At 72.2% G+C, this 23,265-nt stretch carries 19 protein-coding genes; 8 read left to right on the forward strand and 11 right to left on the reverse strand.

The window, feature by feature from the left end:
- Window positions 1-3 precede the first annotated feature (3 nt).
- Window positions 4-2,325: an esterase-like activity of phytase family protein gene (locus ACIP64_RS13395; protein ID WP_401585102.1), complete on the reverse strand. Its 2,322-nt coding sequence runs from the start codon at window positions 2,323-2,325 to the stop codon at window positions 4-6.
- A 294-nt stretch (window positions 2,326-2,619) separates the two neighbouring features.
- On the opposite strand from ACIP64_RS13395, the gene ACIP64_RS13400 reads away from it, so the two are divergent.
- From ACIP64_RS13400 to ACIP64_RS13420, 5 genes are all read left to right on the forward strand, one after another.
- A complete protein-coding gene (locus ACIP64_RS13400; protein WP_401585104.1) occupies window positions 2,620-3,240 on the forward strand; it encodes an RNA polymerase sigma factor in 621 nt (206 codons plus the stop codon).
- Between the two features lie 201 nt (window positions 3,241-3,441).
- On the forward strand, window positions 3,442-4,122 hold the full coding sequence (locus tag ACIP64_RS13405; protein ID WP_401585107.1) for a Crp/Fnr family transcriptional regulator: 681 nt from the start codon (window positions 3,442-3,444) through the stop codon (window positions 4,120-4,122).
- On the forward strand, window positions 4,119-5,141 hold the full coding sequence (locus ACIP64_RS13410; RefSeq protein ID WP_401585110.1) for a hypothetical protein: 1,023 nt from the start codon (window positions 4,119-4,121) through the stop codon (window positions 5,139-5,141). Before ACIP64_RS13405 ends, ACIP64_RS13410 begins: the two co-directional genes overlap by 4 nt.
- Window positions 5,142-5,223: 82 nt before the next feature.
- Window positions 5,224-7,179: a dynamin family protein gene (locus ACIP64_RS13415; protein WP_401585113.1), complete on the forward strand. Its 1,956-nt coding sequence runs from the start codon at window positions 5,224-5,226 to the stop codon at window positions 7,177-7,179.
- On the forward strand, window positions 7,176-7,514 hold the full coding sequence (locus tag ACIP64_RS13420) for a hypothetical protein (protein WP_401585116.1): 339 nt from the start codon (window positions 7,176-7,178) through the stop codon (window positions 7,512-7,514). The genes ACIP64_RS13415 and ACIP64_RS13420 overlap by 4 nt, the downstream gene beginning before the upstream one ends.
- Window positions 7,515-7,547: 33 nt before the next feature.
- Here the strand turns inward: ACIP64_RS13420 and ACIP64_RS13425 are convergent, their stop codons facing one another.
- The 7 genes from ACIP64_RS13425 to ACIP64_RS13455 form a co-directional block, all read right to left on the reverse strand.
- Window positions 7,548-9,080, reverse strand: a complete 1,533-nt coding sequence (locus ACIP64_RS13425) for a dynamin family protein (RefSeq protein ID WP_401585119.1) — start codon at window positions 9,078-9,080, stop codon at window positions 7,548-7,550.
- Complete coding sequence (locus tag ACIP64_RS13430) at window positions 9,077-9,991, reverse strand: hypothetical protein (RefSeq protein ID WP_401585123.1); 915 nt, start codon at window positions 9,989-9,991, stop codon at window positions 9,077-9,079. Before ACIP64_RS13430 ends, ACIP64_RS13425 begins: the two co-directional genes overlap by 4 nt.
- On the reverse strand, window positions 9,988-11,946 hold the full coding sequence (locus tag ACIP64_RS13435) for a dynamin family protein (protein WP_401585126.1): 1,959 nt from the start codon (window positions 11,944-11,946) through the stop codon (window positions 9,988-9,990). Before ACIP64_RS13435 ends, ACIP64_RS13430 begins: the two co-directional genes overlap by 4 nt.
- Window positions 11,943-13,505 carry a hypothetical protein gene (locus tag ACIP64_RS13440; RefSeq protein ID WP_401585128.1) on the reverse strand — a complete coding sequence of 521 codons (1,563 nt, stop codon included), beginning with the start codon at window positions 13,503-13,505 and terminating at the stop codon, window positions 11,943-11,945. The genes ACIP64_RS13435 and ACIP64_RS13440 overlap by 4 nt, the downstream gene beginning before the upstream one ends.
- Window positions 13,506-13,509: 4 nt before the next feature.
- Window positions 13,510-14,565: a hypothetical protein gene (locus tag ACIP64_RS13445; RefSeq protein ID WP_401585131.1), complete on the reverse strand. Its 1,056-nt coding sequence runs from the start codon at window positions 14,563-14,565 to the stop codon at window positions 13,510-13,512.
- A gap of 64 nt (window positions 14,566-14,629) precedes the next feature.
- Complete coding sequence (locus ACIP64_RS13450; protein WP_401585134.1) at window positions 14,630-15,526, reverse strand: hypothetical protein; 897 nt, start codon at window positions 15,524-15,526, stop codon at window positions 14,630-14,632.
- A 144-nt stretch (window positions 15,527-15,670) separates the two neighbouring features.
- Window positions 15,671-16,909 carry an Hsp70 family protein gene (locus tag ACIP64_RS13455; protein WP_401585137.1) on the reverse strand — a complete coding sequence of 413 codons (1,239 nt, stop codon included), beginning with the start codon at window positions 16,907-16,909 and terminating at the stop codon, window positions 15,671-15,673.
- A 284-nt stretch (window positions 16,910-17,193) separates the two neighbouring features.
- On the opposite strand from ACIP64_RS13455, the gene ACIP64_RS13460 reads away from it, so the two are divergent.
- The 3 genes from ACIP64_RS13460 to ACIP64_RS13470 all read left to right on the forward strand — a co-directional run bounded on the left by ACIP64_RS13460 (window position 17,194) and on the right by ACIP64_RS13470 (window position 20,071).
- On the forward strand, window positions 17,194-17,913 hold the full coding sequence (locus ACIP64_RS13460) for a Crp/Fnr family transcriptional regulator (protein WP_401585140.1): 720 nt from the start codon (window positions 17,194-17,196) through the stop codon (window positions 17,911-17,913).
- Window positions 17,914-18,107: 194 nt separating this feature from the next.
- On the forward strand, window positions 18,108-19,253 hold the full coding sequence (locus tag ACIP64_RS13465; RefSeq protein ID WP_401585143.1) for a hypothetical protein: 1,146 nt from the start codon (window positions 18,108-18,110) through the stop codon (window positions 19,251-19,253).
- Entirely contained in the window at window positions 19,253-20,071 is an 819-nt protein-coding gene (locus tag ACIP64_RS13470; protein WP_401585145.1) for a hypothetical protein, read from the forward strand. Before ACIP64_RS13465 ends, ACIP64_RS13470 begins: the two co-directional genes overlap by 1 nt.
- Window positions 20,072-20,120: 49 nt before the next feature.
- Here the strand turns inward: ACIP64_RS13470 and ACIP64_RS13475 are convergent, their stop codons facing one another.
- From ACIP64_RS13475 to ACIP64_RS13485, 3 genes are all read right to left on the reverse strand, one after another.
- Window positions 20,121-21,971, reverse strand: coding sequence for an ABC transporter ATP-binding protein (locus ACIP64_RS13475; protein WP_401585147.1), 1,851 nt, complete (start codon window positions 21,969-21,971; stop codon window positions 20,121-20,123).
- 165 nt (window positions 21,972-22,136) lie between these two features.
- Window positions 22,137-22,556, reverse strand: a complete 420-nt coding sequence (locus ACIP64_RS13480) for a DUF2809 domain-containing protein (protein WP_401585626.1) — start codon at window positions 22,554-22,556, stop codon at window positions 22,137-22,139.
- 20 nt (window positions 22,557-22,576) lie between these two features.
- The gene (locus ACIP64_RS13485) at window positions 22,577-23,113 is read right to left on the reverse strand and encodes a GNAT family N-acetyltransferase (protein ID WP_401585150.1); all 537 of its coding nucleotides are present in this window, start codon (window positions 23,111-23,113) and stop codon (window positions 22,577-22,579) included.
- Window positions 23,114-23,265 lie beyond the last annotated feature (152 nt).

The following is a 23,265-nucleotide window of genomic DNA, read 5'->3' on the forward strand; positions in this document are numbered from 1 at the left end:
GGGTCAGCGGCGGCCGAAGATGCCCTTGGCCGAGCCGAGGCGGAGGAAGACCGTCTCGCCGGTGGCGTCCGCCAGGCCGTCGTTGTCGGTCACGGCGTAGACCTCGCCGTCACCGCCCACGGTCAGGCCCTCCAGCTTCTCCTGCGTCCAGCCCTTCGTCGCGCGCAGGTCGGGCAGCACGTCGTGGGCGAGCTTCTTCTGCAGCACCGGCACCGTGCCCGCCGGGGCGGCGGACCCCGGCATGTCGACCGTGTAGATCCGCTTGACCGCGGCGGCCGGGCCGTTGAGCTTGTCGCGCTCGATGAGGGCGAGCTTGTCGCCCACCGCGGTGATCTCGGACAGGCCGATCCAGTCACCGGGGACGGTGGTCGTGCCGATCCGGTAGCCGTACCAGCTCCAGGTGCCGGCCTGGACGTCGTACCGGCCGATCCTGACGACCCCGGCCGGGTCGCCCTTGACCTCGCGCTGCAGCGTCACCCAGACCACCTCGTGCCCGTGCCGGTCGGTGGTGGCGGTGACGCCCTCGAAGCCCTGCTTGGCCAGGCCCGCGGCGACATCCGCCGGGAGCGCGACGACCTGCCGGGTCACCCCGTCGCGGTCGAGCCGCACCAACTTGTTGCCGTCGCCGGTCGCGCCCTCGACGGCGAGCCAGAAACCGCCCTGGGGACGGGCGAAGATGCCCTCGGCGTCGTAGCCGACCGGCTTGCCGTCCGCGTCCTTGACGGTGAGCGCCCTGGTGACGACCGCGGGCGAGCACGAGGTGTCGACGGTCAGGATCCTGGTGACGGCGTACGCGGCGTCGGTGACCGTGTACAGCTCGTGCGACCGGCCGGGCACGGCCGACAGCGCGCCCAGCGCGCCCCAGCCGATCGGCGCGCCGGTGGAGTCCGTGGCGGAGACGACGGTCGGGAACGACGGAGTGCCCTTGCCCAGTCGGAACAGGCTCACCGAGGCCCGTACGTTGACCGAGGCGTCGTCCTCCTCGCTGGAGACCGCGAGCAGGTCGCGCGACGGGATCGGCAGCAGCCCCTCGGGGCCGTTGGTCGCCGGCAGCACCTGGCGGAAGACCGGGGCCGTCGGGCGGCTCAGGTCGTAGACGGCGACGAAGTTGCTGCGCTCGGAGCCCACGAACGCGTAGCGCACCCCGTGGAAGGTGGCGACGACCACGCCCTCCGGCTCGGTGCCCTTCTTGCCCGCGCGGTCCTCGGTGTGCAGGCCGTGGCGGACCGCGATCCGCTCGAAGCTGCTGCCCGCGTCCCAGGCGACCTTGCCGGTGCGGCTGTCGAAGACCGACCAGCCGCGGGTGCCGCCCTTCCAGTCGCCCTCGTTGGCGGTGGCCAGGTAGCGGTCGTCGATCCAGTTGATCGCGTCGGGCTCGCGCCGGACGTCGGTGATCGAGCCGGTCTGGTCGATCACGCCGTCCTTGACGGTGTCGATGCCGCGGACGGTGGCCGTGCCGGCGCTGAACGCCTTGGTGATGCGGCCGGTCGGCAGGTCGATCAGGACGATGCCGTTGTTCTCCTGGAGGGTCACCGCCAGCTGGTTGCGGCCGTTGACGGTGACGTACTCCGGCTCCGGGTCGGTGGGTTCCGCGATCCCGGCGCCGGCCAGCGCGGGCAGCGCGCTGCCGTCGGCGCGGGTCAGGGGGACGGCCCGGGTGCTCCAGTGCTGCGGCGCGGAGCCCTGGAGGTCGACGATCTGCACGAATCCGGCCGGGGCCTGGGGCAGGTCGCCCTCGTCGCCGCCGGGTGGCGTGGCCTCCTCGTCGCGCTCGTTCTCGATCGCGATCGCGGCGTAGCGCTTGTCCTTGGTGACGGTGATGGAATCCGGCTGGCCGCCGAGGTCGATGCTCCGGACCCGCTTGCGGTCGCGCAGGGATATGACGTCCAGGCGTCCCGAGGGGCTGGTGTAACTCGCGCTGGTGTTGACCACGACGAGGACGTACGGGCCGACGACGGCCACGGAGGTCGGTTCGTCCTCGGCGTCGCCGAGCCCGGCCAGCGACAGCGTGCCGAGCCCGCGCGGGCTCTCAGGCCTGCTGATGTCCAGGAAGCCGATGCGCTTGGTCAGCGCGTCGGTGTAGACCAGGGTCCGGCCGTCCTCGCTGACCGCCGAGATCTCCGCGACGGTCGCCGTGGCCGGGTCCTCGCCGGCCGGGCGGTTCTGGAACACCGGGTACGTGGCGGTGCGGTGGAAGACCGGCGCCTGGTGGTGCGGTGCCTGGTGGTGCGGCTTCTGGTGTGCGTCCGCCTGACCTGCGGTGGCCAGCGTGCCGGCGGCGACTGCCATGGTCGCGAGCACGGCGTAGGTTCTCTTCGGTGGCATTGTCTCTCCGTAACGCAGCGGGCACAGAGACCAGATGCTCACATCTGTGGGCAATCAACGGGTAAACAAACGGCAAAAACCCGCGGCCCGGATCCAGCCTCCGGGCGGTGCGCCGCCCCGGAGGCGGTGTCACCCCGGGACCCGGATGGCATGCCCACGGACGTCATGTTCCGGCCACCGAGACCTGATCCCTTGATGAGGTCTTATGGGGCCGGACGTCCTTAACCTGACAGCCCGCCGGGCGCCGACCGATTCGGTCCGCCGTGGCGCGGGGGAGTCTGGGGGGATCCGGCCGTGTCTGTCACCACGGAACGTCTTGTCGTCGCGTCGGGAATCACTGAAGCCGAGCCGAGTGACCCGGAGTTGGTCCGCAGCGCCGGCCGGGGCGACGAACGGGCCTTCGGCCTGCTGGAGGCCCGGCACCGGGCGACTCTGGCGCGGTGGTGTGCGGCCCGCACCCGCACAGCCGCTGAAGCCGAGGACCTGCGGCAGGAAGTACTCCTGCGGGCCTGGCGCGGGGCCGCCGGCTTCCTGGGGCACTGCGACGTCCGGACCTGGCTCTACCGGATCGTCGTGAACGCCGCCGCCGACGAGGCCCGGCGCAGGGCCCGCCGGCCCCGGGAGACCGTGCTGCCCGCGACGGACGGTGCCGCCCTCCTGGCGTCGGCGGTGTCCGCCCCGGAACGCACGGTCATCGAATCGGTGGATGTGGCCCGTGCCCTGGCCTGCCTACCGGCCCACCAGCGAGTGGTGGTCACGTTGATCGACCTGATCGGCTGCACCACGGCCGAAGCGGCGTCGGTGTGCGGTGTGGGCGAGCCCACGGTACGCAGCCGGCTCAGCCGCGGCCGGCGGCAGCTGCGCGCGCTGATGACGAACACCTCCCGAGAACACCCGGAGATGCCGGAGGTATGAGAGTCCCGCCCGCTCCGTACCCGGTGAGGGATGCGCACCGGCCGTCAGGAGAGGCGGCATTGTGCGAAGATGCGCGGGATGTGCGCATCTTACTGACCCTCACCATTCCTTTGCGCTATTTTCCCCGTGCAATCACAAACCTCGGGGGAGGGGCGGCGCATGTACGAGGGCGGCGGCCGGTGCTGGCCGAGGGGCAGTCTCATGTCCAATCTGAGCGGACCGGATCGCGACGCGCTGCTCAGGCTCGGCAGTTTCCGCAGATACGCCCCGAGTGAGGCGCTGATGGTCGAGGGCGGGCTGGACTCGACGGTGGCGCTGCTCCTGGACGGCTGTGTCAAGGTCACCGTCGGGGCCGAGGAGGGCAGCACGGTGCTGCTGGCCATACGGGCCCCCGGCGACGTCGTCGGTGAACTGGCCGCCCTGGACGGAAGACCGCGTTCCGCGACCGTGGTCGCCGCCCGGGGAACCTCCGCCCGTGTCATCGGAGGGGCGGCCTTCCGGGCCTTCCTGCGTGAACGTCCCGACGCGGCGGGCGAGATGCAGCGTTCCGTCGTGGCGAAGCTGCGCGACGCGATCCGCTACCGCATCGACACCGTCGGCGGACCGGTGCCCGTCCGGCTGGCCCGGACACTCGACACCCTGGTGCGTGCCTATGGGCGTCCGACGGCGCAAGGACTGCGGATCGACGTACCGCTCAGCAACGCCGACCTGGCGGCCCTGGCGGGGGTCTCCCCGGCGAGCGTGCAGCGTGCCCTGCGGGCGTTGCGCACGTCCGGCGCGGTGACCACCGAGTACCGCAGCGTCGTGGTGCGGGACGTGACGCTGCTGCGCGCCGCGGCCGCGGGGCAGGCCCGCCCCGATACCGCGGAACTCGCCTCGTGACCGGGGACCACGGCCCGCAGCAGCGCCGGCTCTGCCTGGTCGTCGACATCGAGGCGTACAGCGGGCGGCCCTACACGGCTCAGCAGCGGGCGCAGTCGAAGCTGGCGCAGGCACTCGACCACGCCTGTGAGCGGGCGGGACTGAGCCGCCGTTCCTGCGATCTGCAGGACCGCGGCGACGGGCAGTTGCTGCTGCTCCCGCCCGGCACCGACGAAGGTCGCGCCATACCGGGGCTGGTCCTGGGGCTGCGGGACGCGCTGTTCACGCTCAACGCGCGGGGTACCGCCGACGAGACCGTGCGGCTGCGGGCCGCGCTGGCGCAGGGCTCGGTGCAGCGCGCTCCGCTGGGCTTCGTGGCCTATTCCGTGGAACTCGCCTGCCGCCTGCTCGACTCGGCCAGCCTGCGCAGCACTCTGGCGAAGGCGCAGGGGAGCGACATGGCGCTGGTCGTGGCCTCGGACCTGTACACGGACGTCTTCGCGACCGGCGCGGGAGGCGTCCCGACGTCGGCTTTCCGGCGGATCCGGATCGAGATACCGGAGAAGCGGTTCTCGGCCGACGCGTGGGTCAGCGCCATGGCACGGGGCGTTCCCGTCCCGCTCGGCCCCTCGGGAGCACCGCGGGCCGTTCCCCGGTACGGCAGCGGACGGGCCGCGAAGCTGGTCGGCGGCGCCCTTCTGGGAGGCGCGGGACTGGCGCTGCTGCTCGCCGACGGCGACACGGCGGCACACCTCGGCCTCGACGGGCGTCCAAACGATGAGGAACAGCACACGGAGCAGCACGCAGAAGAGCACACGGAACATCTCACGGAGCACCACCTCGCGGAAGAAGGGGACATCCCCATGAGCTACCCCGACGACGACTCCGGGCAGACCTGGGACGACGGCCACCTCACCGGGGACGACGTCATCGAGTCCGCGGACCACACCGGCTACACCTCTGTCTCCGACTTCGTCGCAGGGGAGAACGGTTACGAGCCCGATCCCCACCACACCGGCGATGACGGCAGCGGCTGGTGACCGCCGTGACGGCACCGTCCCGGACGCGGCCGCGTCCCCAAGGGGCACGGAAAAGACACCGGCCGGGTCGAAGGAGCCTCGCATGAACGCCTCCGACCGGCATCCTCAGGCCCCTGCCGTCATCCGGTACGTCCACCGCAGCGCCGATCTCGTCGAGCGGCTCGGCGCGGCCCCTCGGGCCGCGGCGCTCCGGGCGGAAGCCGTCGGCGCGGGGCTGGCTCCGTCCGCCGTTGTGGTGGTGGGGGAGAAGAAGCGCGGCAAGAGCTCGCTGATCAACGCCTTGCTGGAGCGTCCGGATCTGCTGCCCGTCGACGCGGACGTGGCCACCGCGGTGCATCTGTCGGTCCGTCACGAGGCTGCCGACTGCGCCCGGGTGCTCAGCGACGAGCACCCCGGCGGCCTGGAGATCCCTCTGGACCGGCTGGCGGAGTTCGCCGCCGTCGACCCGGAGACCCGGGACAGCCTGCACCCGGAGGTGACGGGCGTCGCGGTCGGGGTCCCCGCCCCCCTGCTGGAGGGCGGCCTCACCCTCATCGACACCCCGGGCGTCGGCGGTCTGGTCTCGGGCCACGCCGCCATCACCATGGCCACCTTGGCGAGAGCCGACGCGCTGCTGTTCGTGGTGGACGGCTCCACCGAACTCACCAAGTCGGAACTGGCTTTCCTGGAGAAGGCCGTCCAGCAGGTCGCCACAGTGGTGTTCGTCCTCACCCAGATCGACACCTACCCGCACTGGAAGTCGGTCCTCGCGCGCAACCACGCCCTGCTCGCCCAGCACGCACCCGCGTTCGTGCGTGCTCCGTGGTACCCGGTGAGCAGCCGCTACCGGCTCGACGCGATCCGGGCCCGGCAGCGCGGGGACGAGCCGTGGGCCGACGAGCTCCACTCGCGCAGCGGTTACCGGCCGCTGGAGGAGGAACTGCGGCAGGACATCGTCCGGCGCGCCGAACGCGACCGGCTCGCCACGGCGCTGGAACTCGCGCGCGCGTCCCTGGGCGAGCGGGACAGCGCACTCGCCCTGCGGGAGAAGGAACTGGGCGCAGGCCCGGCCGGCGACAGCGAACTGCGGGCGCAGCACGAGGCGTTGGAACGCCTCTCCGTGCCGGACGCGCGGTGGCGGCTGCGGCTGTCCACCCGGGTGGAGTCCGCGGACAACCGGCTGCGGGCGAAGGTCGCCCAGGCGCTGCGGGACATCCGGCGCATGGTCGACGTCCAGGTCGCGGAGGGCGGCGCGGAGCTGCCGCACACCGTGGCGCGCACCGTCCGGGACGGTCTGGACGGACTGCGGCTGGAACTGGAGAACGAGGCCTTCCGGGAGTGCGGTCTGCTCGCCGCCCAACTTGCGGAGGACTGCTCGGTCCAGGGACTGGAGGTACTCACTCCCGCGCTGGGAACGGAGGGCTGGCGCGAGGCGCCCCTGGAGGGCCGGGTGGCCGGCACGGAGATCGACCTCCGGCAGGCCGGCGAACGGGCACGGAGGATGGTGGACACGCTCGCCGGATCCGCGGACCGGCTGCCCGTGCCGAGCGCTCCGACGAACTGGCTGGACCGGCTCACCGGCCGGCAGGCCGCACCCCGGAGCCCCGCCGAGTTGGTGTGGCGGGCGGTGGGCGAAGCCACGGCGGCCTACCGTGCCGCGAACCGCGTGACGAAGGTGGCGGTACCGCTGGGGCTGGCCGCCGGAGTGGTGGCCCTCGGGGCGGCGGTGTGGAAAGTCCGTACGGCGCAGCGGACCGACATCGCCCGGCACCAGGCCCGGGGCGAGGCGGCACGGCGCCTGGAGTCCTGCGCCGACGAACTGCCCCCGATGGTGACGGACATGCTGCGCGCCGTCGAAGCGGACCTGGTGCGCCAGGCCGAAGGGGGGATTGCGGAGCGCCGCGACGAGGTCGGCCGGGCCCTGGTGGCGCTGCGGGAGAACCGGGCTCGCCGTGAGGAGGAACTCGCCCCCCGGCGGCAGGAAGTGCGGGCCCTCCGCGAGGAGGTGGGCGGTCTGCTCGCGGAGGGGCGCGAACTTCGCCAGGAACTGGACGCATGAATGCCGAGGTGTCACCGGGGCCCGCCGTCGGCGGCCCGGGGACGGCCGGCCCGCTCTGCGGGGAACTGCTGCAGCTGTGCCGGGGAGCGGGACTGCGGCTCGGCCCCGGGGCCGCCAGGGCGGGTGTGCAGGCCGTGTCGGAACAGCTCGCCGGACGGGGCTGCCGTCACGGGCCCGACGGGGACGACTGCGTGACGCGGGCGGCGCAGCGGTTGGCCGTGGTGCTGGAACTCGGCAGCGACGACGTGGAACGCCGGGTGCTCGCCGGTCTGCGGCAAGGCCTGCGGGCGTTGGAGATCCACGGGTGCCACGGGCCCGGGCCGCAGCCGGGGTGAGCGGTGCGGCCGCCCCACGCGGGGCGGCCGGGCTCAGTGCCGGGCGTCGAAGACAAACGCCTCGCACAGTTCGCGTGCCGTCCGGGCGTGCCGCTGAGCCGGCCGGGACGGCGCGGTGAACTCCAGTCGGCGCCAGTGCGCCGCCTGTTCAGCGGCAGCGGCCGACAGTGCGGCGGGCGTGCTGCCGGGAGCGAGTCCCAGGCAGGCCGGGGCGGTGGCGCCGGTGGCGAGCGTGACCAGGGACGCGACGTCCGGTTCGGACAGTGCCAGACGTTCACCGGCCAAGTCGGCCAGGGCGGTCGCCAGTTCCTGCTGCCGCATCAGCGGATGCCGTCGTACGGCGTCGATCCCGGCTCGCAGTGCGTCCAGCCCCGGCCACGCCGCGGGAGGCGCCTGCCCGGCGGCGGCCCCGGTCTCCAGGACACCGAGGGCCGCCGCCGCCCGCAGGCGGTCCGCGGCGTAGACGAAGCGCCGGCCCATGTGGTCGAGGAGCGGGTCGATACCGGAAGCCCTGCGCAACTCGCCGAGCAGCGCGCGCGTGCCGGGCACGCCGCTCGACACCGCCGCGACGGCCGTGGCGATTCCGTAGCGTCCCAGCAACGTGAAGACGCGCTGCCGCTGGTCGGCGGAGAGCGGGCCGTCGGCCCAGCGGAGGAAGTCGTCGGGGGAGTACAGCGCCCGGTCGAGCGCCACGGAGTCGCTGGCGGCGAGCCGCCGCACCAGCGCCGTATCGCGCTCGGTGAATTCGTCGCCCATCGCGGTCTGCGCCAGCAGCCCGGCGACAGGGACGACCTCAGTGACCATGCCGGTGAGCCGCCGGGTGTACGTGGCTGCCACCCGCCGTGCGCCGGGCCAGGGATCGCCGACTCCGCTGCCGAGCTCGTCCACCCGGCTGAGGACGCCGACGACATTGAGGGCGGTCATCCGGGCGTCGGCCTTCATCCGCAGCGCCTGCAGGGCCTCCGCGTCCCCGGTACCGGGATGCGGCATCACGTACAGCAAGGCGTCGGCCTGCGCGAGAGCGCGCATCGCCACCTCGTCCAGGCCGCTCAAGGTGTCCATGCCCGGGGTGTCGACCAGGGTGTAGTCGTCGGCACCCAGACTGTCGGTCACCTCGACGACGATCTCCTCGATCTCCTCACGAGGCGAGCCAAGCCGTGCGGGATCGCGCGGAATGCCCCCGCCGGGGGCACTCGGCACGTGATAAACGCGGCCGTCGGCGCGGCGCACCTCGACGCGGTTCTGCACGCCACGGCGGAACCAGGCGACCAGCATCGTGCACTCGGTCGCCGCGGTGGCCGCGAGTCGCCGCCCCAGCAGGGCGTTGACCAGGGTGGACTTGCCGGCGTTCATCCGCCCGCCGACCGCGATCCGCAGGGTCCGCTCACCGAGCCGCTGCCGTACGGCGGCGACGGCATCGACGGCCGGCCCCGGAGGCAGCATCGGCTCGGTGGCGTCGCACAACCGCAGGACCCGGGCGCACAGTTCCCCGTTCCCGTTCCCGGGCAGGTGCCCGGGGCTGTTGAGGTTCCCGGTACGAGTGCCGGAGTCGGCACCGGCGTTCACGGCCGTCCTACCGCAACGGGTGGCGCGGTGGATTCCTGAGCATCCTTGAGAGCCTTGATCAGTTCCCGTGCGGGCTGCTCCAGCGGTTCCAGCTCCGCCAGCCGCCGCTGTGCCTCCTGCGCGTGGCGCAACTGCCTGCGGTACTCGCTCTCCACGCCGTCCAGGGTGGAGATGAGACTGTTCCACAAGGTCGCCCTCGTCCCCGCCGCGGCACTCAGGCGGCGACTGGTGTCCACCGCGGAACGCAACTCGGCGACCCGGCCCGACACATGCTGCGACATGCACCAGAGCACCGGGACGTGCACCCCTCGCGGGTTCGCCCCGCAGGAGACCGCCACCGTGGCGCCCGCCACCCGAGGGGACGTGGCCATCGCCGCCTGAAGGGCCGCCATCGGAGCGGTCGCACGGGCCCAGGCGGCAGATCCCGATATCAGGTCCGCCTTGGTGTAGGCGATCACGACCGGCGTGTCCCGGGTGCGTTCGCTGATGGCCTGCTGGAGCAGTACCGTCAGCCGGCGCACCTCGCGGCGGCTGGACTCGGCGCCGGCCAGCCGGGCCGCATCAGCGAAGACCACGAGAGCGTCCGCCTCAGCGAGCTCGGCGAGAACCGCGGCCGTCTCCTCGTTCCCCGCCCTGTCGTTGAGGGCACCGCCGCGGTAGTCGTTCCAGGTGAAATCGGCGATCCGTTGATGCCGGTGGGTCAGGACGAAGGAATGCGCGTCCCGGCGCGAGGAGGGCGGCGGGTAGACGCCGCGGCGGACGGCCCGGGCGACCCTCGTCAGTTCGCCGTCCCGCTTGTCGTCGGTGGCGCGCACCCGGAAGTCCCGGTACCCGGAGCGCATCAGCTCGTACATCATGGCGATGTAGGTGGTCTTGCCGGCGTTGCTGTGCCCCAGCATCACGATCTTCACTGCGGTTCCCGTTCTGCCGAGGAGTCCAGCCGGGCCGACAGGTCGCGGCTCCGGGCAAGGAGGTCGTTGAGGGAGTCGACACGGCGACGGGTCCGCTCGCGCTCCCGGGCGAGCTGCTCGGACGCCGTCGACAGATGCTTCTGGTGCAGGGCCAACTCCTCCTCCAGGGCGACCCGCTGGGCCGCGAGCCGTTCGGTGAGCTGTTCGGCGAGCCGGTCGGTGATCTCCTCCACGGAACTGCTGATCTGTGGAGGGATCTCCGTGGTGAGTTCGGCGATCAGCCGATTGGTGTACCGGATCGCGTCCCCGCGGGCCCGGGCCATCTCCTGGCGCCGCTTGCGGCGGCCGCTCAGCAGGGCCACCATGCCGAAACCCGCGGCCAGCGGGGCCACGACGCTCGCGGTGAAGAGCATCGTGATGCCCGCGGCCAGACCGCCCGCACCCCAGGCAGGCATCACCCGCTCGACGAAGCCGAGCACGCCGCCGTTCATGTCGTCGCTGTGCACCACGGCAGGCAGTGCCTCCAGCCGTCGCGGCCGGGTGAGGGCCAGTTCGGCGCCCGGCTCCCCGTCCGCGGTGCCGCCGCACACCTGCTCCATCGCGGCGGCGAGCTCGGCGGTGCCGCGCCGCGCCGCGGTGTCCAGGTCCAGCCAGATCGCCTCGACGCCGGCCTGGAGGTCCCGCGGCAGTTCGGCGGCCAGGACCGCGGGCGGCGAGGCCGCCATCTTCTCCTCCGCCAGCTGCCGAAGGTCGTTGACGTTGCGCTGGAAGCCGAGGCGCAGCCGGCGCTCCAGGTCCCGGCTGGACCGGGTGAGCGTCCTGCGCCATGCCGCGTCCTCGCCCTGCAGCGCCCGCAGCGCGTCCCGCCGCCTCTGCACCTCCTCCTGGAGGGCGGGGTCCTGCTGCAGTGATCGCAGCCTGCGCTCCTGAGCGGCGGCCAGGGGCGCGACAGCGGAGGTGACGGTGTGGAGGCAGTTCTCCAGCCGCAGTTCGGTCGAACGTGCGGCGATGCGGTCGGTGAGCGCGTCCAGGAGCGGCGGGAATCCGCTGAGACCCAGTCGCTGCGCGGCGACCGGGTCGTCACCGTCGCCGGCAGCGGCGGCGAGGTCGGCGTCCTCCTTCGCCCGGCTGCTGACGGCGAACCAGGGTGCGTGGGTGTAGCGGGCGGCGTGCTCGGCGAGCAGCCGCCGGTTGCGCTCCAGCACCTCCTCCCAGCGGCCGTACTTGTCCGTCTGGGTCAGGACGAAGACCACCTCGGTGATGCGTTCGGTGGCCTGCTCGAGGAAGCGCAGCTCCGAAGCGGTCAGCTCGCTCTGGCCGTTGACGACGAAGACCAGGGCGTCCGCGCGGGTCAGCGTCGCCATGGTGATGCGCGCGTGGCCGGAGACCAGACCGCCCACACCGGGTGTGTCGATCAGGACCAGCCCGGATGCGAGCAGTGACGAGGGAACCCCCACCTCGACGTGACGCACGTCGTGCCGGTAGGGCTCCTGGCTGAGGGGGTCCAGGGCTGCGTACTCGCCGATCGCGGCGACCGGGATCGGATGCCCCGCGGCGTCGTCCTCGAGGAAGGCGACGGCCTGCGTCTCGGCCGCATGGCGGACCACGAGGTGCACTCCGGTGGCGACGTCGACCTCGACCGGCAGTAGTCCGGGACGGCCGACAAGGGCGTTGATGAGGGAACTCTTGCCCCGCTTCTTCTCGCCCACCACGACAAGGACCGCCGCCCCGCCACGTACCCTTGCGGCCTCCGTGCGGACGGCCTCGGCGAGTTCGGGCGGGACGACCGCGTCCTCCGGCGTGTATCCCTCCGGCTCGTCCGGTTCCCGCCCGTCGCCGGTGGAGCGGGCGGCGCGTTCGAGGAGGCCGGCGGCGTCCGCGGCCAGGCGCAGCACCGCGGACTGGAGCGGGTGCCGCGATGTCCCGTCCGGCGGCTGCGGAGCTGCGATGGTCATCCGGAATCTCCTGCCGAGGGGGTGGGGCCGGAATCGGGGCGGGTACCGTCCTCCGAAACGTCGTCGGTGCTCTCGGGAACGGAGGGCGGGTCGGCCGCGTACTCCCGCTGCGGAACGGGCCCTTGGGCCGCGGCAGGTGTCGCCGTCTCGCGCGGAGGCGGGGGATCGTCGTCGAACCCACCGAAGTAGCCGTCGTAGGAGGCGGTCTCGGCCTCGACCTCGCGGGCCCTTCCGAACATCGGTGGCGCCGGCGGGGACGGGGCTCCGCGGGGCGGCTCGGGAGCGTCCTGGCCACGGCCGGCAGCGGGCCCGGCGGGTAACCGGGGGCCGGTGTCCTCGTACCCTCGTGGTGGCCGCTCCCGCTCGCGGGAGCCGGATCCGCCGGACGCCGGCGGATCCGGCGACCAGTGCCCGGGTTCCACGGAGGACCCGTCCGGGCGCTCGTACGGCTGCTCGACGCGGCCGGCACCGGCAGGGTCGTCGTAGGCGCTCTGCCGCCGCAGCCCGCCCCGGGCCGGAGGCCGCTGGGGCGGTTCCCCGGCGCCGAAGCCCTTGCGGAACTCGTCGACGACGTTCTGGACGACATCGTTGAACGGAGCGAAGAACGAGGACCGTCCGGAAGCCGGGGCATCAGGAGCGTTCTGCCGCTCCGGCGCGGCCGACGGACCGGTGTCGGGCCTCTGCTTCCTTCGCAAGGAGCGGTGCGGGCGCTGGTGACGCCCCGGGTCCTGACGGCTGCCGCTGTGTTCCGCGGTGGCGGTGGGCGACGTGGACGGAGGCGGGACGGGCTGCCGCTCCCGCCGGTAGTGCGTGATGTCGTCACTGCACAGGTGGGTCAGCGAGGCGAGGTTGGCGTCTCGTGCCTCACTCCAGCCGGTGACCAGCACCACGCGTTCCAGCGGGCGTTCCAGCGCCGCCGCCCACAGCTGCCCGGCGGCGGCGCCGGGCAGCAGATGAACGGTGTACGACTCCGTCGGCAGCCACGCCGACGCGGTTCCGGCCGGGGACGCCGCGGGCGTCTGCGGCACCGTGCTGTCCGGGCCGCCGTCCTCCCCGCCCGCCTCGCCCGAGGCGGCGGGGACGGCGGAGGGCGAGGGCGCCCAGGGCGCGGGCCGAGGCCGGCTCGTCCGGGTGTCGGCGGCACGAGTGGACCGTGCGAGCCACGTGAGGCCGGTCCACTCGCGGTACACCGGACCGGCCCACGCCGCGAACCCCCGGCGCAGGGCGTCCAGGGAGGGCACGGCTTCGTACCGGTCCGGGGTGTGCCATCCGACGAACCCGTACAACGGGCGGCCGTGCTCGTCCTGGTTCATGTCGTCGGCCACCAGCGACAGCCGGCAGGCCGCGCCCACCAGCAGCCCGTGCGCCCCCCGGCTCAGCACGAACCGGGGTGCCGGCTCCAGCCGCTTGCCTCCGGCCACCGTGGCCCGCACCGCCCGGCCCACCGGGCTGTTCTCGCCGAGGCCATCGGGATGGGCGCGCCACCAGCGGTCCACATGGTAGGTGCGTCCGTACACGACGGCGGACCAGCCACCCGGCTTCGCTTCGCTGTCGTCCATGCCGTCAGCCCTCCTGCAGCTTCCCTGAGCGGTAGATGGGCATGTGGCGTAGCTCCATCGCGAGCAACTCCGCCCGCCTGCGGGCCTCCCGCACTTCTTCCTGCATGTTGTCGAGTTCCCCCTGCCATTCCCGCAAACGGTTGCTGCCCTCTTGGATCTGACTCCGCTTGAAGAGCCCGCCGAATGCTCCGGAGCTCAGTCCCGCCAGTTCCCGGCTCTGATCGTCGATCTGACCGCTGATCTGCCGGATCTGCTGCTCGTGGCGGGTGATGCCCTCGGTGAGGTAGTGCAGCAGCGCGAAGATGACCGGGTTGTGCAGGTTCTTGGGGTTGATGCTCCCGGGGTCGACGGTGGTCTCCCTGGCGCCGTTGAAGGTTCCGAGCTGGACCGGACAGAGCATCGCCGAGACCCCCTCGGACACCGCCACGGGCACGAGGTTGCCGAGGTTCTTCGCGGCGATGGTCAGCGCTTCGCGGGTCGACATGCCGGTGACCTTGCTGAGCAGGTCGGCCTTGGTGACGACGACCACGAGCGAGGGAGCGGGCTCGCCGGCCTCCAGCCGCTCGCCGATGACCCCGTTGATGGCACGGGAGAAGCGGGCGATCTTCATCGGGTCGGCGGCCGGGTTGAGGTTGGGCTGGGCACCGTCGGCGATCCACCGGGCGACATGCTGCCCGTCCAGGATGAGCAGGACCGCGTCCGATGCCGCGATGCGCGACCGCAGCATCGCGACATCCGCGGGCGAGTCCTCACGGTTGCCGCGCTGCGTTCCGGCGCCGCCCCGGAAATCCATGCAGTCGATCTCCAGCAGCGGCAGCACGCCGTGCAGAAAGCGGAAGTCGAAGCCGGTGGGGACCTCGGCCGTGGGCTGGGGCAGCGTGCCGTCCTCGCACAGCTCCTCCCATGCCTCTGCCAGGTCGAGGTCCACATCGGGATCGGAGGCGTACAGGAAGTAGCCCTTGATGCCCGACGACAAGGTGGCGTACATGCCGTGCAGAAAGGTCGTCTTGCCGGAGCCGGTGGCTCCCAGCATGGTCAGGGTGATACGGGGGACACGCATGGGTGTTGTTCCTCTCCTCCGTCGGCGGAACCGGTGACGATCCGCCCGATGCCGGCGCGGGCGGTCAGAAGCAGGCCACGTCCTCCAGGAGCCCCCCGAGGCGTTCGGCAGGCGCCACCAGCGGCTGCAGGCGCGCGAACTCGGCCTGCGCCTCCAGCTGGTGACGGGCGCTGATCGAGGCCCACGACGGTTCGCCCTTCCACCAGCTGCTCAGGCGGTCCCCGATGGTGTCCCGGGCCGCCGCGTCCCGCGCCGCGGCGAGCCGTCCGTCGACCGACTCCTGGAGCTCGATCCCCCGGCCGACGATGCCGAAGTGCAGGCTCCACAGCACGGGCACGGCGACATTCACCGGATCCGGCCCACAGGACAGCGGCACAACCGCGCCGTGGATGTGCTGAGTTGCCGCAATCCCGTCGATCAGCTGCTGAAAGGGGGCGATCAACCGGTCTAGCACACCCTGGTCGTCCAGGTCGACCAGATCGCACTTGGTGAGGGCGAGTACGAGGGGCGTGAGGGCCTCTCCACGGGCTTCGAGGGCCCGCTGGACATGCACCGTCATCCGCCGTACTTCGCCGGCCGCCGCCGAGTGGGTTATCAACCGCTGTGCGTCGACGAAGAGGATGATGCCCTGCGACTGCTTCAGATCCTCGTGCAACTGCCCCGCCTGGGTGCTGCTGCCGGCCCGCTCCTTCAGCGCCCCTCCGCGGTAGTCGCGCCAGCGGAAGGGGAAGATGTCACGCCCGTCGTGCTGCAGCACAAGGTCGAACACGGCCCGCTGGTCGCTGGCCGGTGGGTAGCGGCCCTCGAGCACCGCCTCCGCCGCGCGCATGAGGACGCGATGGGCGTAGGGGTCCTCCGCGCGCAGGCTCAGTCCCTCGACGCCCTCGCGCATGACGGCGTACATCAGCGAGACGTATGTGGTCTTGCCCGCTGCGCTGTGGCCGAGCATCACAATGTCCATACGAGTCCCCCGTGAGGTACGGAAGCCGCGTGCCGAAGACAGCGGCACCCTCGTTGGACGGCGGTGAAGGCCGGATTGTGCCCTACGGGCCGAAATTGTTCGCGGGCGGGGCCGATCGACGGCCGACGGGGGCCCGCGGGTCCCTCAGAGCTCGAAGAACGGGTCGTCAGGGTTGAAGGTGGACGGGCTCTTCGAGCGGGCAGCGGCCCCGGGGACCGGGCCGGCAGGCGTCCTGGTCGCTCCCGGCCCCGCCGCGACGGCCGGCGGCCGCGCCAGTGCGCCGAGCACCACGGTGGCCGAGGGGTCGGGGGCCAGCAGCGGCAGCAGACCGGTGCGCTCCGCGATCAGCTCGGACACCCGGGGCGTGCGGCCCGCCCCACCCGCGACGATCACCGCGTGCAGGTCCCCGGGCGTGTGCCCCGACTTCTGCAGGGTCTCGGCGAGCACATCGAAACTGCGCTCCAGAACCGGTTCCGCGGCGGCCCGGAACTCGTGGCCGCGAACCAGGAACGGTTCCGGGTAGCCCGGTACGGGCACGTCGACGCCGGCGCTGCTGGACAGCGCCTCCCGCGCCGCGACCAGACTGCGGTGCAACTCTGCCCGCTGCTGGGCCGCTTCGGGGGAGACGGCTTCCCACAGGTCCTGCCACAGACCCGGGTCCCGGTCCAGCACACGTTCGGCCAGCAGTTCGCGCAGACAGTCGTCGAGGTCGTCGCCGCCGAGATGGGGATCGCCGCCGGTGCGCACGACGGTGAACCTGGCGCCGTCCCAGGCCAGGACGGCGGTCTTGAGAGTGCTGCCGAGGTCGTACACCGCCAGATGGGCGCCCACGCGCAGGTCCCCCGGACGTGCGGAGTCCGGGAGCCCTGGGCCGGCCGCATGGTGGTGGGCGGCGGCGACGGGCTCCGGCAGGAACTCGGGCTTGGTGATCCCGGCCGCGCCCGCGGCGGCGCCGAGCCGCGCCAGTTGCGTCGGCGTCCAGTGGGCGGGATGGGTGAGCACCGTCCGGCCCGGCGCGGTGCCGCCGTGCCGGACCCGCGCCTGCTCCAGCACCTGGGACAGCAGTGCGGTCACCAGGTCGGCCGTGACGACCGCGGTGCTGCCGAGCAGCACCCGCTCCTGCTCCACCAGGGCTCGTTTCGCGGCCCGTTCGGCGCGCTCCGGCCGGCGTGCGGCGGCCTCGGTCGCGGCCTCACCGAGCAGCATCCGGCCGTTGTCGTCCAGGCAGACGAGCGAGGGCAGGAAGGTGCCGCCCCCTGTTCCGAGTGGGACGACCGCGGGTGTCGGGCGCGCGCCGTCGTCCGCCGTCCCCGCCGAGGCCGCCGCGATGCGGTGCGTGCCCACGTCGATCGCCAGTGACCAGTCCCCCGCGTGCGCAGTCATTCTCGGCACGTCCCTCCGCCGGCAGTCGTTCGCCCGGGCTCGTTCCCGCCCACGGCGTTCAGGCCGAGATCATAGGACCGCTGTGCCCTGCGGAACGAGGGTACTGGTCCCGAAATGCGAACCGCCCGGATCCGGCGGCGGGGCACCGACGGCCTTGCGCGGGGGCTGCGCCGCCGCTTGTGCCGTGTGTTCCGTATCTGGCTCAATGTGTACCAAGAGGTGCCTCTGGGGGGAGGATCAAGGTGAGTCCTGGGCACGTTTCCGCCCGGCGGAGGGGCTCACCAATGGTGCCCGCCGAGTCGTGGGCGGCAGGGACCCTGCTGGCTGAACTGGACCTGCTGGAACCGAACGCCCCGGGGGCGGCCCGCTCTTCCCTGGAGCGGATCGGGACGCCGCGCGTCTACGCGCGCGGTGAGACCATGCTCATGGCCGGCGCCCGGGACACCTTCGTCCTGCTGCTGCTCGACGGTCACGCGAAAGTCACCACCGTGGACGGCTCGGGTACGGACGTCCTGGTGGACATCCGGGCGGCGGGGGACGTGGTCGGGGAGATCGCGGCTTTCGACGACCGGCCCCGTTCCGCCACCGTCGTCGCTGCCCAGCAGATGTACGCGCGGCGGATCTCGCAGGATCAGTGGCTGCGGTGGGTGACCGGGAGCAGGGTCGCCGAACTGGCCGTCAGCCGGAGCCTGGCACACCGCAGCCGCGTCGCGGTCAGACGCCGCACCGAGTTCGTCCGGGGTCCGGTCATTGCGCGCCTGGCCCGCGCGGTCCTGGACCTCACCGAGCAGTACGGGCTTCCGCTGCCCGAGGGGCTCCTGGTCAGACCGGGACTCACCCAGGCGGAGTGGGGCGGGCTCATCGGTGCCAGGGAGCGGCGGGTCCACCAGGCCCTGCACGAGTTGGCGCGGGCGGAAGCCCTTGCCTTCGGGCGGTGCAGGATCGTCGTGCGCTCGGTTCCGGCCCTCCGCCGCTTCGCCGCGCTGGCCGCGGAGGAGTGGTGAGCGCGCTCCGCGTGCTCCGGTTCGCCCTCGCATCATCGGGCGCGGCAAAGCGAGTTGTCGCGAACCCGCACTGAGACCGGTTACGGGACGCGCTGTCGCGCTGTACTGGCCAACGACGGACGGCCGGTGCGGCCGTTGCCGGCTCCCCGGCCGTCCGTCACGACGCAACGGCCACTCCTCTCGTGAGGCAACACATGCGCGCCATTCCCGTCACCGTGCTCGGCCCGCACAAGTCGGGCAAGACCGTCTACCTCGCCAGCCTGTTCCGTCGCCTCGCCCTGCAGCGGGACGACATCGGATTCTTCGTTCAACTGCCCTCCGACCAGGGCCAGAGACTCAACAACGTGTACAACGAGATCGTCAGTCCCGGCGCCTGGCCCGACCCCACCCTGCTGTCCGACGTGTCGGAGTGGGAGTTCACCTGCGCGATCCGCACCCACGCCGACAAGGTCTTCCGGCCCTTCGCCATCACCTACATGGACTTCGCCGGCGAGCACCTGACCAGCGGCAAGAGGACCGAGGCCCACGCGCGTGTCTGGAAGCGGGTCGAGGAGTCGGAGTTCCTGCTCGTCCTGCTGGACGGGGCCAAGGTGCTGCGCTGCTTCGAGGGCGACTATCGCGTGGTCGACGAACTCGTCCAGGTCTTCAACGTGGTGGCGGGCAGCAAGGCCGTGGTGCACTTCGTCGTCACCAAGTGGGACCTGCTGCAGACGGCAGGGCACACCGTCCGCTCAGTGATGGACCAGCTCATGAAGCACCCGGACTTCCACGACTGCGTCGAAACCCGGCTCAGGCAGAGCGACACCAGCGGCCGGCTGCGCGTCATCCCGGTCAGTTCGGTGGGGGCAGGCTTCGCGGTGCCGGACGGTGAGGCCATGGTGAAGCAGGGCGGGTTCCCCCGGCCCCTGAATGTCGAGGTGCCGCTGATGGCGGTCCTGGTCGACCTGTTCGACCGCCACCTGAACGAGATGGCCGCCGAGGGCTCGGTCGCCGAGGGGGCCGCCCAGGAGCAGCGACAGGCCCAGAAACTGAAGTGGATCAGGACGATCCAGGGGCAACTTCCGGTGGTGAAGGCCCTGCTGGGCGCCAGGGCCGTGAAGACGCCCGCGCTGAAGGTGCTCCAGGAGACCATGCTCGGCCCGTTCATGGACTTCGTCGGCCGGCAGGTGGACGAGTACGGTCAGCGCGTCGAGCACGATGTCGCGGCGCTGCGCGCGGAAGCGCTCCAGGCCCGTTCCGAGCAGGAGGCCCTGTCCCGTCTGATCCACCTGTTCGAGGCGGCTCTGGCGGAGTTCGAGATCGGCCACCCGGGTTCACGCCTGCGCAAGGAGGCGGCGTGATGGCCACCGACCGTCACGAACCGGAGCAGGGCTGGCCCTTCGCGATCACCCGCTCGGTCAGGACGGGCTTCCAGATCGTGGTGGCCCCGGACTTCCTCGTCGACTCCGGGCAGCACGACCTGCTGGCCGACGCGGCGGGCGGCGAGGTGTCGGACGATGCCGTCTACCGGCGCGAGTACCGCGATCGGGGCAGCGACCGGCTGTGGCTGCTGTACCGGGTCGTCTACCTGAAGGGCGGCGACGTCGGCCAGGGCGACGACTTCGACCGTCACGACCGGCGGACCCCCCTGATCGAGGGGGTGGTCTGCCGGGCCCGGCCCGGGGTCGCACCCACCGACGAACTCTTCGCTTCACTGCACGAGTTGTGCACAGCGACCCTTCGCCGGTTCTACCTGGAGGATTCCGAGATCTTTCCGGTGCACGGGCGCGGACCGATCGACCTGCCGGAGGCGGGGCGCACCCTGCAGGTGGAGGAGCAGAACCCGTACGAGTCGGAAAGGAATCTTGAAGCGGCCCTCCGGGGCCGCCACCCACAGCCACGTCCCCTTCCCACCGGTGAGGCGTACGAAGGAGCCGGCGACGCCACCGGACTGGCCCGTCCTGGCGGCGCGGCTGGCGGTGGGGCTGGCCCTGTACGTCACGGGGCGGACGCTGGTCATGGTGGTCAAGGCGCTGGCCAAGGCCGGCGAATCGACGCGGAACCCGTCACGGACCACAGCGGCGGCCGACGTCGTGGCGGACCCTCCGCGCTGATCACCGGCCTGGCCGTCGTGGTCGTCGTGCTCCTGATCGTCCTGCTCGTCGTCGGACTCTCCTGAGCGGACGGATTCGGTGGGGACACCGAATCCGTCCAGGAGCCCCTGGGCCTCACACCAGGTTGATGTCGGTCCCGACGCGCTCCCGCGGGGCGTCGTCGAGGAAGCCGCCCGACTGGTGCTGCCACAGCTTCGCGTAGGCGCCCTCCGAGGCGAGCAGGTCCAGGTGGGTGCCCTGCTCGACGATGCGCCCGCGGTCCAGGACGACGAGCCGGTCCATGCCGGCGACCGTGCTCAGGCGGTGCGCCACCACGAGTGCGGTGCGCCCCTCCATGAGCCGCCACAGCGCCTCCTGGACCAGGACCTCGCTCTCGGAGTCCAGGGCACTGGTCGCCTCGTCGAGCAGCAGGATCGGCGCGTCGCGCAGGATCGCCCGGGCGAGGGCGACCCGCTGGCGCTGCCCGCCGGAGAGCTTGACCCCGCGCTCGCCCACCATGGTGTCGAAGCCCTCCGGCAGCGCGTCGGCGAACTCCGTGACGTGCGCCGCCTCGGCCGCCCGCCGGATCTCCGCCTCCGTGGCCTCCGGCCGCGCGAACGCGATGTTCTCCCGCAGCGTGCGGTGGAACATCGCCGGGTCCTGCGGCACATAGGCGATCAGGCTCCGCAGGTCGGCCTGGCGCAGGCTGCTGATGTCCTGGCCCCCGACGAGGATGCGGCCGGACTCGATGTCCTTCATCCGCAGCAGCAGCCGCGTCAGCGTGCTCTTGCCGCCGCCGGACCGGCCGACGAGGCCGATCTTCTCCCCGCTGGACACCGCCAGGTCCATGCCCTGGAAGAGCGGCTCCGCGCCCGCGTGGGCGAAGGTCACCTCCTCGAAGCGGACCTCGGCGGACCGGTGCGAGGGGTGCCGCAGCGGTTCCGGCGACGCCGGGTCGAGCACCGTCGCCGGGGTCATGAGCAGTTCGGTGAACTGCGCCGCCTCCGTCATCGAGCTCTCCAGGCGGCGGTAGATCTGGTTGAACTCGAACATCATGCGGGTGGCGTTGCTGTAGTACGTGAAGGCCACCACGATCGCCTCCACATTGTGCGCGCCGCTGTGCCCGCTGCTGCCGAGCGTGATCGCGAGCAGCAGGCCCAGGCCGTTGGTCAGCACGGACAGCGGCGCGACAAGCGTGTCGATGCGCAGGTTGCCGTAGTCCCACGACCGCAGGGTCAGCCGCCGCGACTCCGCCACACGCGACCGGTGCTCCGCCGCCTCGCGCTCCTCGGCGGCGAACGCCCGGACCGTGTCCATGTTCGTCAGACTGTCCGCGACGTGGCCCGAGACCCGGGCCACCGCCGCCTCGCGCTGGTTGACGAGCGCCTGGCGGCGCCGGATCAGCGGGGTCACGCACAGCGCCGTCAGCGCGATCATCGTCACGAGGCCGACCACGAGCAGCGGTTCGTAGCGCCACAGCACCACCGAGCCGAACAGCAGCGGCACGAGGGTGCCGACGATCTGGAAGGTGACCGTGTCGACGACCTCCTCGAACCGGGAGGCGAAACTCAGGACCCGCTTGGTCAGCGATCCGGCGAAGTTGTCGTGGAAGAACGCCGCGTCCTTGGCGAACAACTCGTCCATGCCGACCACGTACAGATGCTCGATGCCGAGGGCGTCCAGGCGGTTCAGGCAGTGCAGGCCGATCCGCCACAGGGTCTCCGCCAGCAGCAGCGCGCCGGCGAAGGCGAGGACGTACGGCAGGGCCGTCGCGAAGCCGATGGCGGTCCCGTCGGCGACCCGGCCGACGAGCTTGGCGACGACCAGCGGCGCCAGGTAGTTGATGCCGACGTTGCCGAGCGCCGGCAGGAGCATCGCGGGCACCGTCAGGAGCCGGAGCCGGGACAGTTCCCTTCCGTAATAGCGGAGCGCGAGCATGACCGAGCCCCGGCCCGGTGCACTCGCGTGTGCTTCAGACAGTCCCATCACAACCCCGTGTCCCTGGTGTCGTACGGCGGCTCACGGCATGCCGTTCCACGGGCCGTGCCGAGCCTGGTTCCGGTTCGAGCGATCGCCCCGACGGAGGAGGTGCGGGGGAGGGGAGTCTCCCGCGCCGGAATCCCCGGCGTCCAAGGATTTTTCCCGTATGGACTACTTTCGGCCCTCGGTGCGGCGACCGCCGTCGACCGCCGTGAGGACGAGCCAGCCCCCGGCGGCGCCGATCGCGTACCAGTGCAGATCGGGCGCGTTGAAGGTGGTGCCGAGCACCAGGCGGGCCACGGTGCTCCGCGCGGAGAGCTCCGCCGGCACGTCGCTGAGCTGGAGGAACTCAACCGCCCAGCTGAGGGCCAGCGCGCTGCCGGCGGCCATGCGCGCGGAGACCCGCGGCGCCACCAGGACGACGAGCGCGACCAGCAGCAAGGTGTACAGCGCGTCCCCGCCGTACTTGGCCACGTCCCCCGCCGCCACGGCCCGCAGGCCCAGGCCCGCGCCGACGGTCGCCACCGCGGCGGCGGCCGCCCCCGGACGGGTCGAGCGGGCGCGTGTCCTTGGCGGCCGGGCCTCCAACAGCCCTCCGGCTCCCGGGGTGTTCACGCCCGGGGCGTCCACTCGCTCGCGAGCAGGCCGAGGACGGCCTCGTCCGCGTACCCGCCGTACACCCAGGCGGCGCGCCGCAGTGTCCCCTCGCGCACGAAGCCCGCGCGCGTCGCGGCCGCGATCATCGGGGCGTTGTCCGCGAGGGTCTCGACCTGGAGGCGCTGCAGGCCGCGGACGGTGAATCCGTACCCGCACAGCGTGTGCAGCACATCGGTGCTGAACCCGCGGCCGCGGAACGCGGGGCGCAACGAGATGCCGAGGTGGGCCGACCTGTTGTGCAGATCGATTCCCCAGACCAGGGCGGCGCCCGCCAGTTCCCCTGACTCCAACTCCACCACGGAGAACAGGGCCACGCTGTCCGACGGTTCCGCCACCGCGAAGGGCGACTGCCCCGAGCCGGGCGGGACCGGCTGCCAGGGGCGGGAGACGGTGCGCGCGTGGGTGGCCACGTCGTTGTACAACTCGGAATGGAGAACCGCTACGTCGCTTTCCTGCCGGGCGCGCAGCCCGGTCTTCTCACCATGGATCACTTACGTATTGCTATCCGAGGGGAGGCGGCCGATCAAGCGCGCGGCAGCGCACACAGGGCAAAGGCAAAGGCAAGGAGATCACCCGCTCCTTGCCACTTTCACCTTATAGCGCAGCGGGGGCCTTGCGGCAAGGCCCGGGTGGTGCCGCAGAA

Source organism: Streptomyces sp. NPDC088733, assembly GCF_044751185.1.
Taxonomy (GTDB): domain Bacteria; phylum Actinomycetota; class Actinomycetes; order Streptomycetales; family Streptomycetaceae; genus Actinacidiphila.

What these genes read in the sequence shown, in the direction of transcription:
- ACIP64_RS13395 (WP_401585102.1), bottom strand. Translation starts at nt 2,325, where the DNA reads ATGCCACCGAAGAGAACCTACGCCGTGCTCGCGACCATGGCAGTCGCC.
- ACIP64_RS13405 (WP_401585107.1), top strand. Translation starts at nt 3,442, where the DNA reads ATGTCCAATCTGAGCGGACCGGATCGCGACGCGCTGCTCAGGCTCGGC.
- ACIP64_RS13415 (WP_401585113.1), top strand. Translation starts at nt 5,224, where the DNA reads ATGAACGCCTCCGACCGGCATCCTCAGGCCCCTGCCGTCATCCGGTAC.
- ACIP64_RS13420 (WP_401585116.1), top strand. Translation starts at nt 7,176, where the DNA reads ATGAATGCCGAGGTGTCACCGGGGCCCGCCGTCGGCGGCCCGGGGACG.
- ACIP64_RS13435 (WP_401585126.1), bottom strand. Translation starts at nt 11,946, where the DNA reads ATGACCATCGCAGCTCCGCAGCCGCCGGACGGGACATCGCGGCACCCG.
- ACIP64_RS13440 (WP_401585128.1), bottom strand. Translation starts at nt 13,505, where the DNA reads ATGGACGACAGCGAAGCGAAGCCGGGTGGCTGGTCCGCCGTCGTGTAC.
- ACIP64_RS13445 (WP_401585131.1), bottom strand. Translation starts at nt 14,565, where the DNA reads ATGCGTGTCCCCCGTATCACCCTGACCATGCTGGGAGCCACCGGCTCC.
- ACIP64_RS13450 (WP_401585134.1), bottom strand. Translation starts at nt 15,526, where the DNA reads ATGGACATTGTGATGCTCGGCCACAGCGCAGCGGGCAAGACCACATAC.
- ACIP64_RS13455 (WP_401585137.1), bottom strand. Translation starts at nt 16,909, where the DNA reads ATGACTGCGCACGCGGGGGACTGGTCACTGGCGATCGACGTGGGCACG.
- ACIP64_RS13460 (WP_401585140.1), top strand. Translation starts at nt 17,194, where the DNA reads ATGGTGCCCGCCGAGTCGTGGGCGGCAGGGACCCTGCTGGCTGAACTG.
- ACIP64_RS13465 (WP_401585143.1), top strand. Translation starts at nt 18,108, where the DNA reads ATGCGCGCCATTCCCGTCACCGTGCTCGGCCCGCACAAGTCGGGCAAG.
- ACIP64_RS13470 (WP_401585145.1), top strand. Translation starts at nt 19,253, where the DNA reads ATGGCCACCGACCGTCACGAACCGGAGCAGGGCTGGCCCTTCGCGATC.
- ACIP64_RS13475 (WP_401585147.1), bottom strand. Translation starts at nt 21,971, where the DNA reads ATGGGACTGTCTGAAGCACACGCGAGTGCACCGGGCCGGGGCTCGGTC.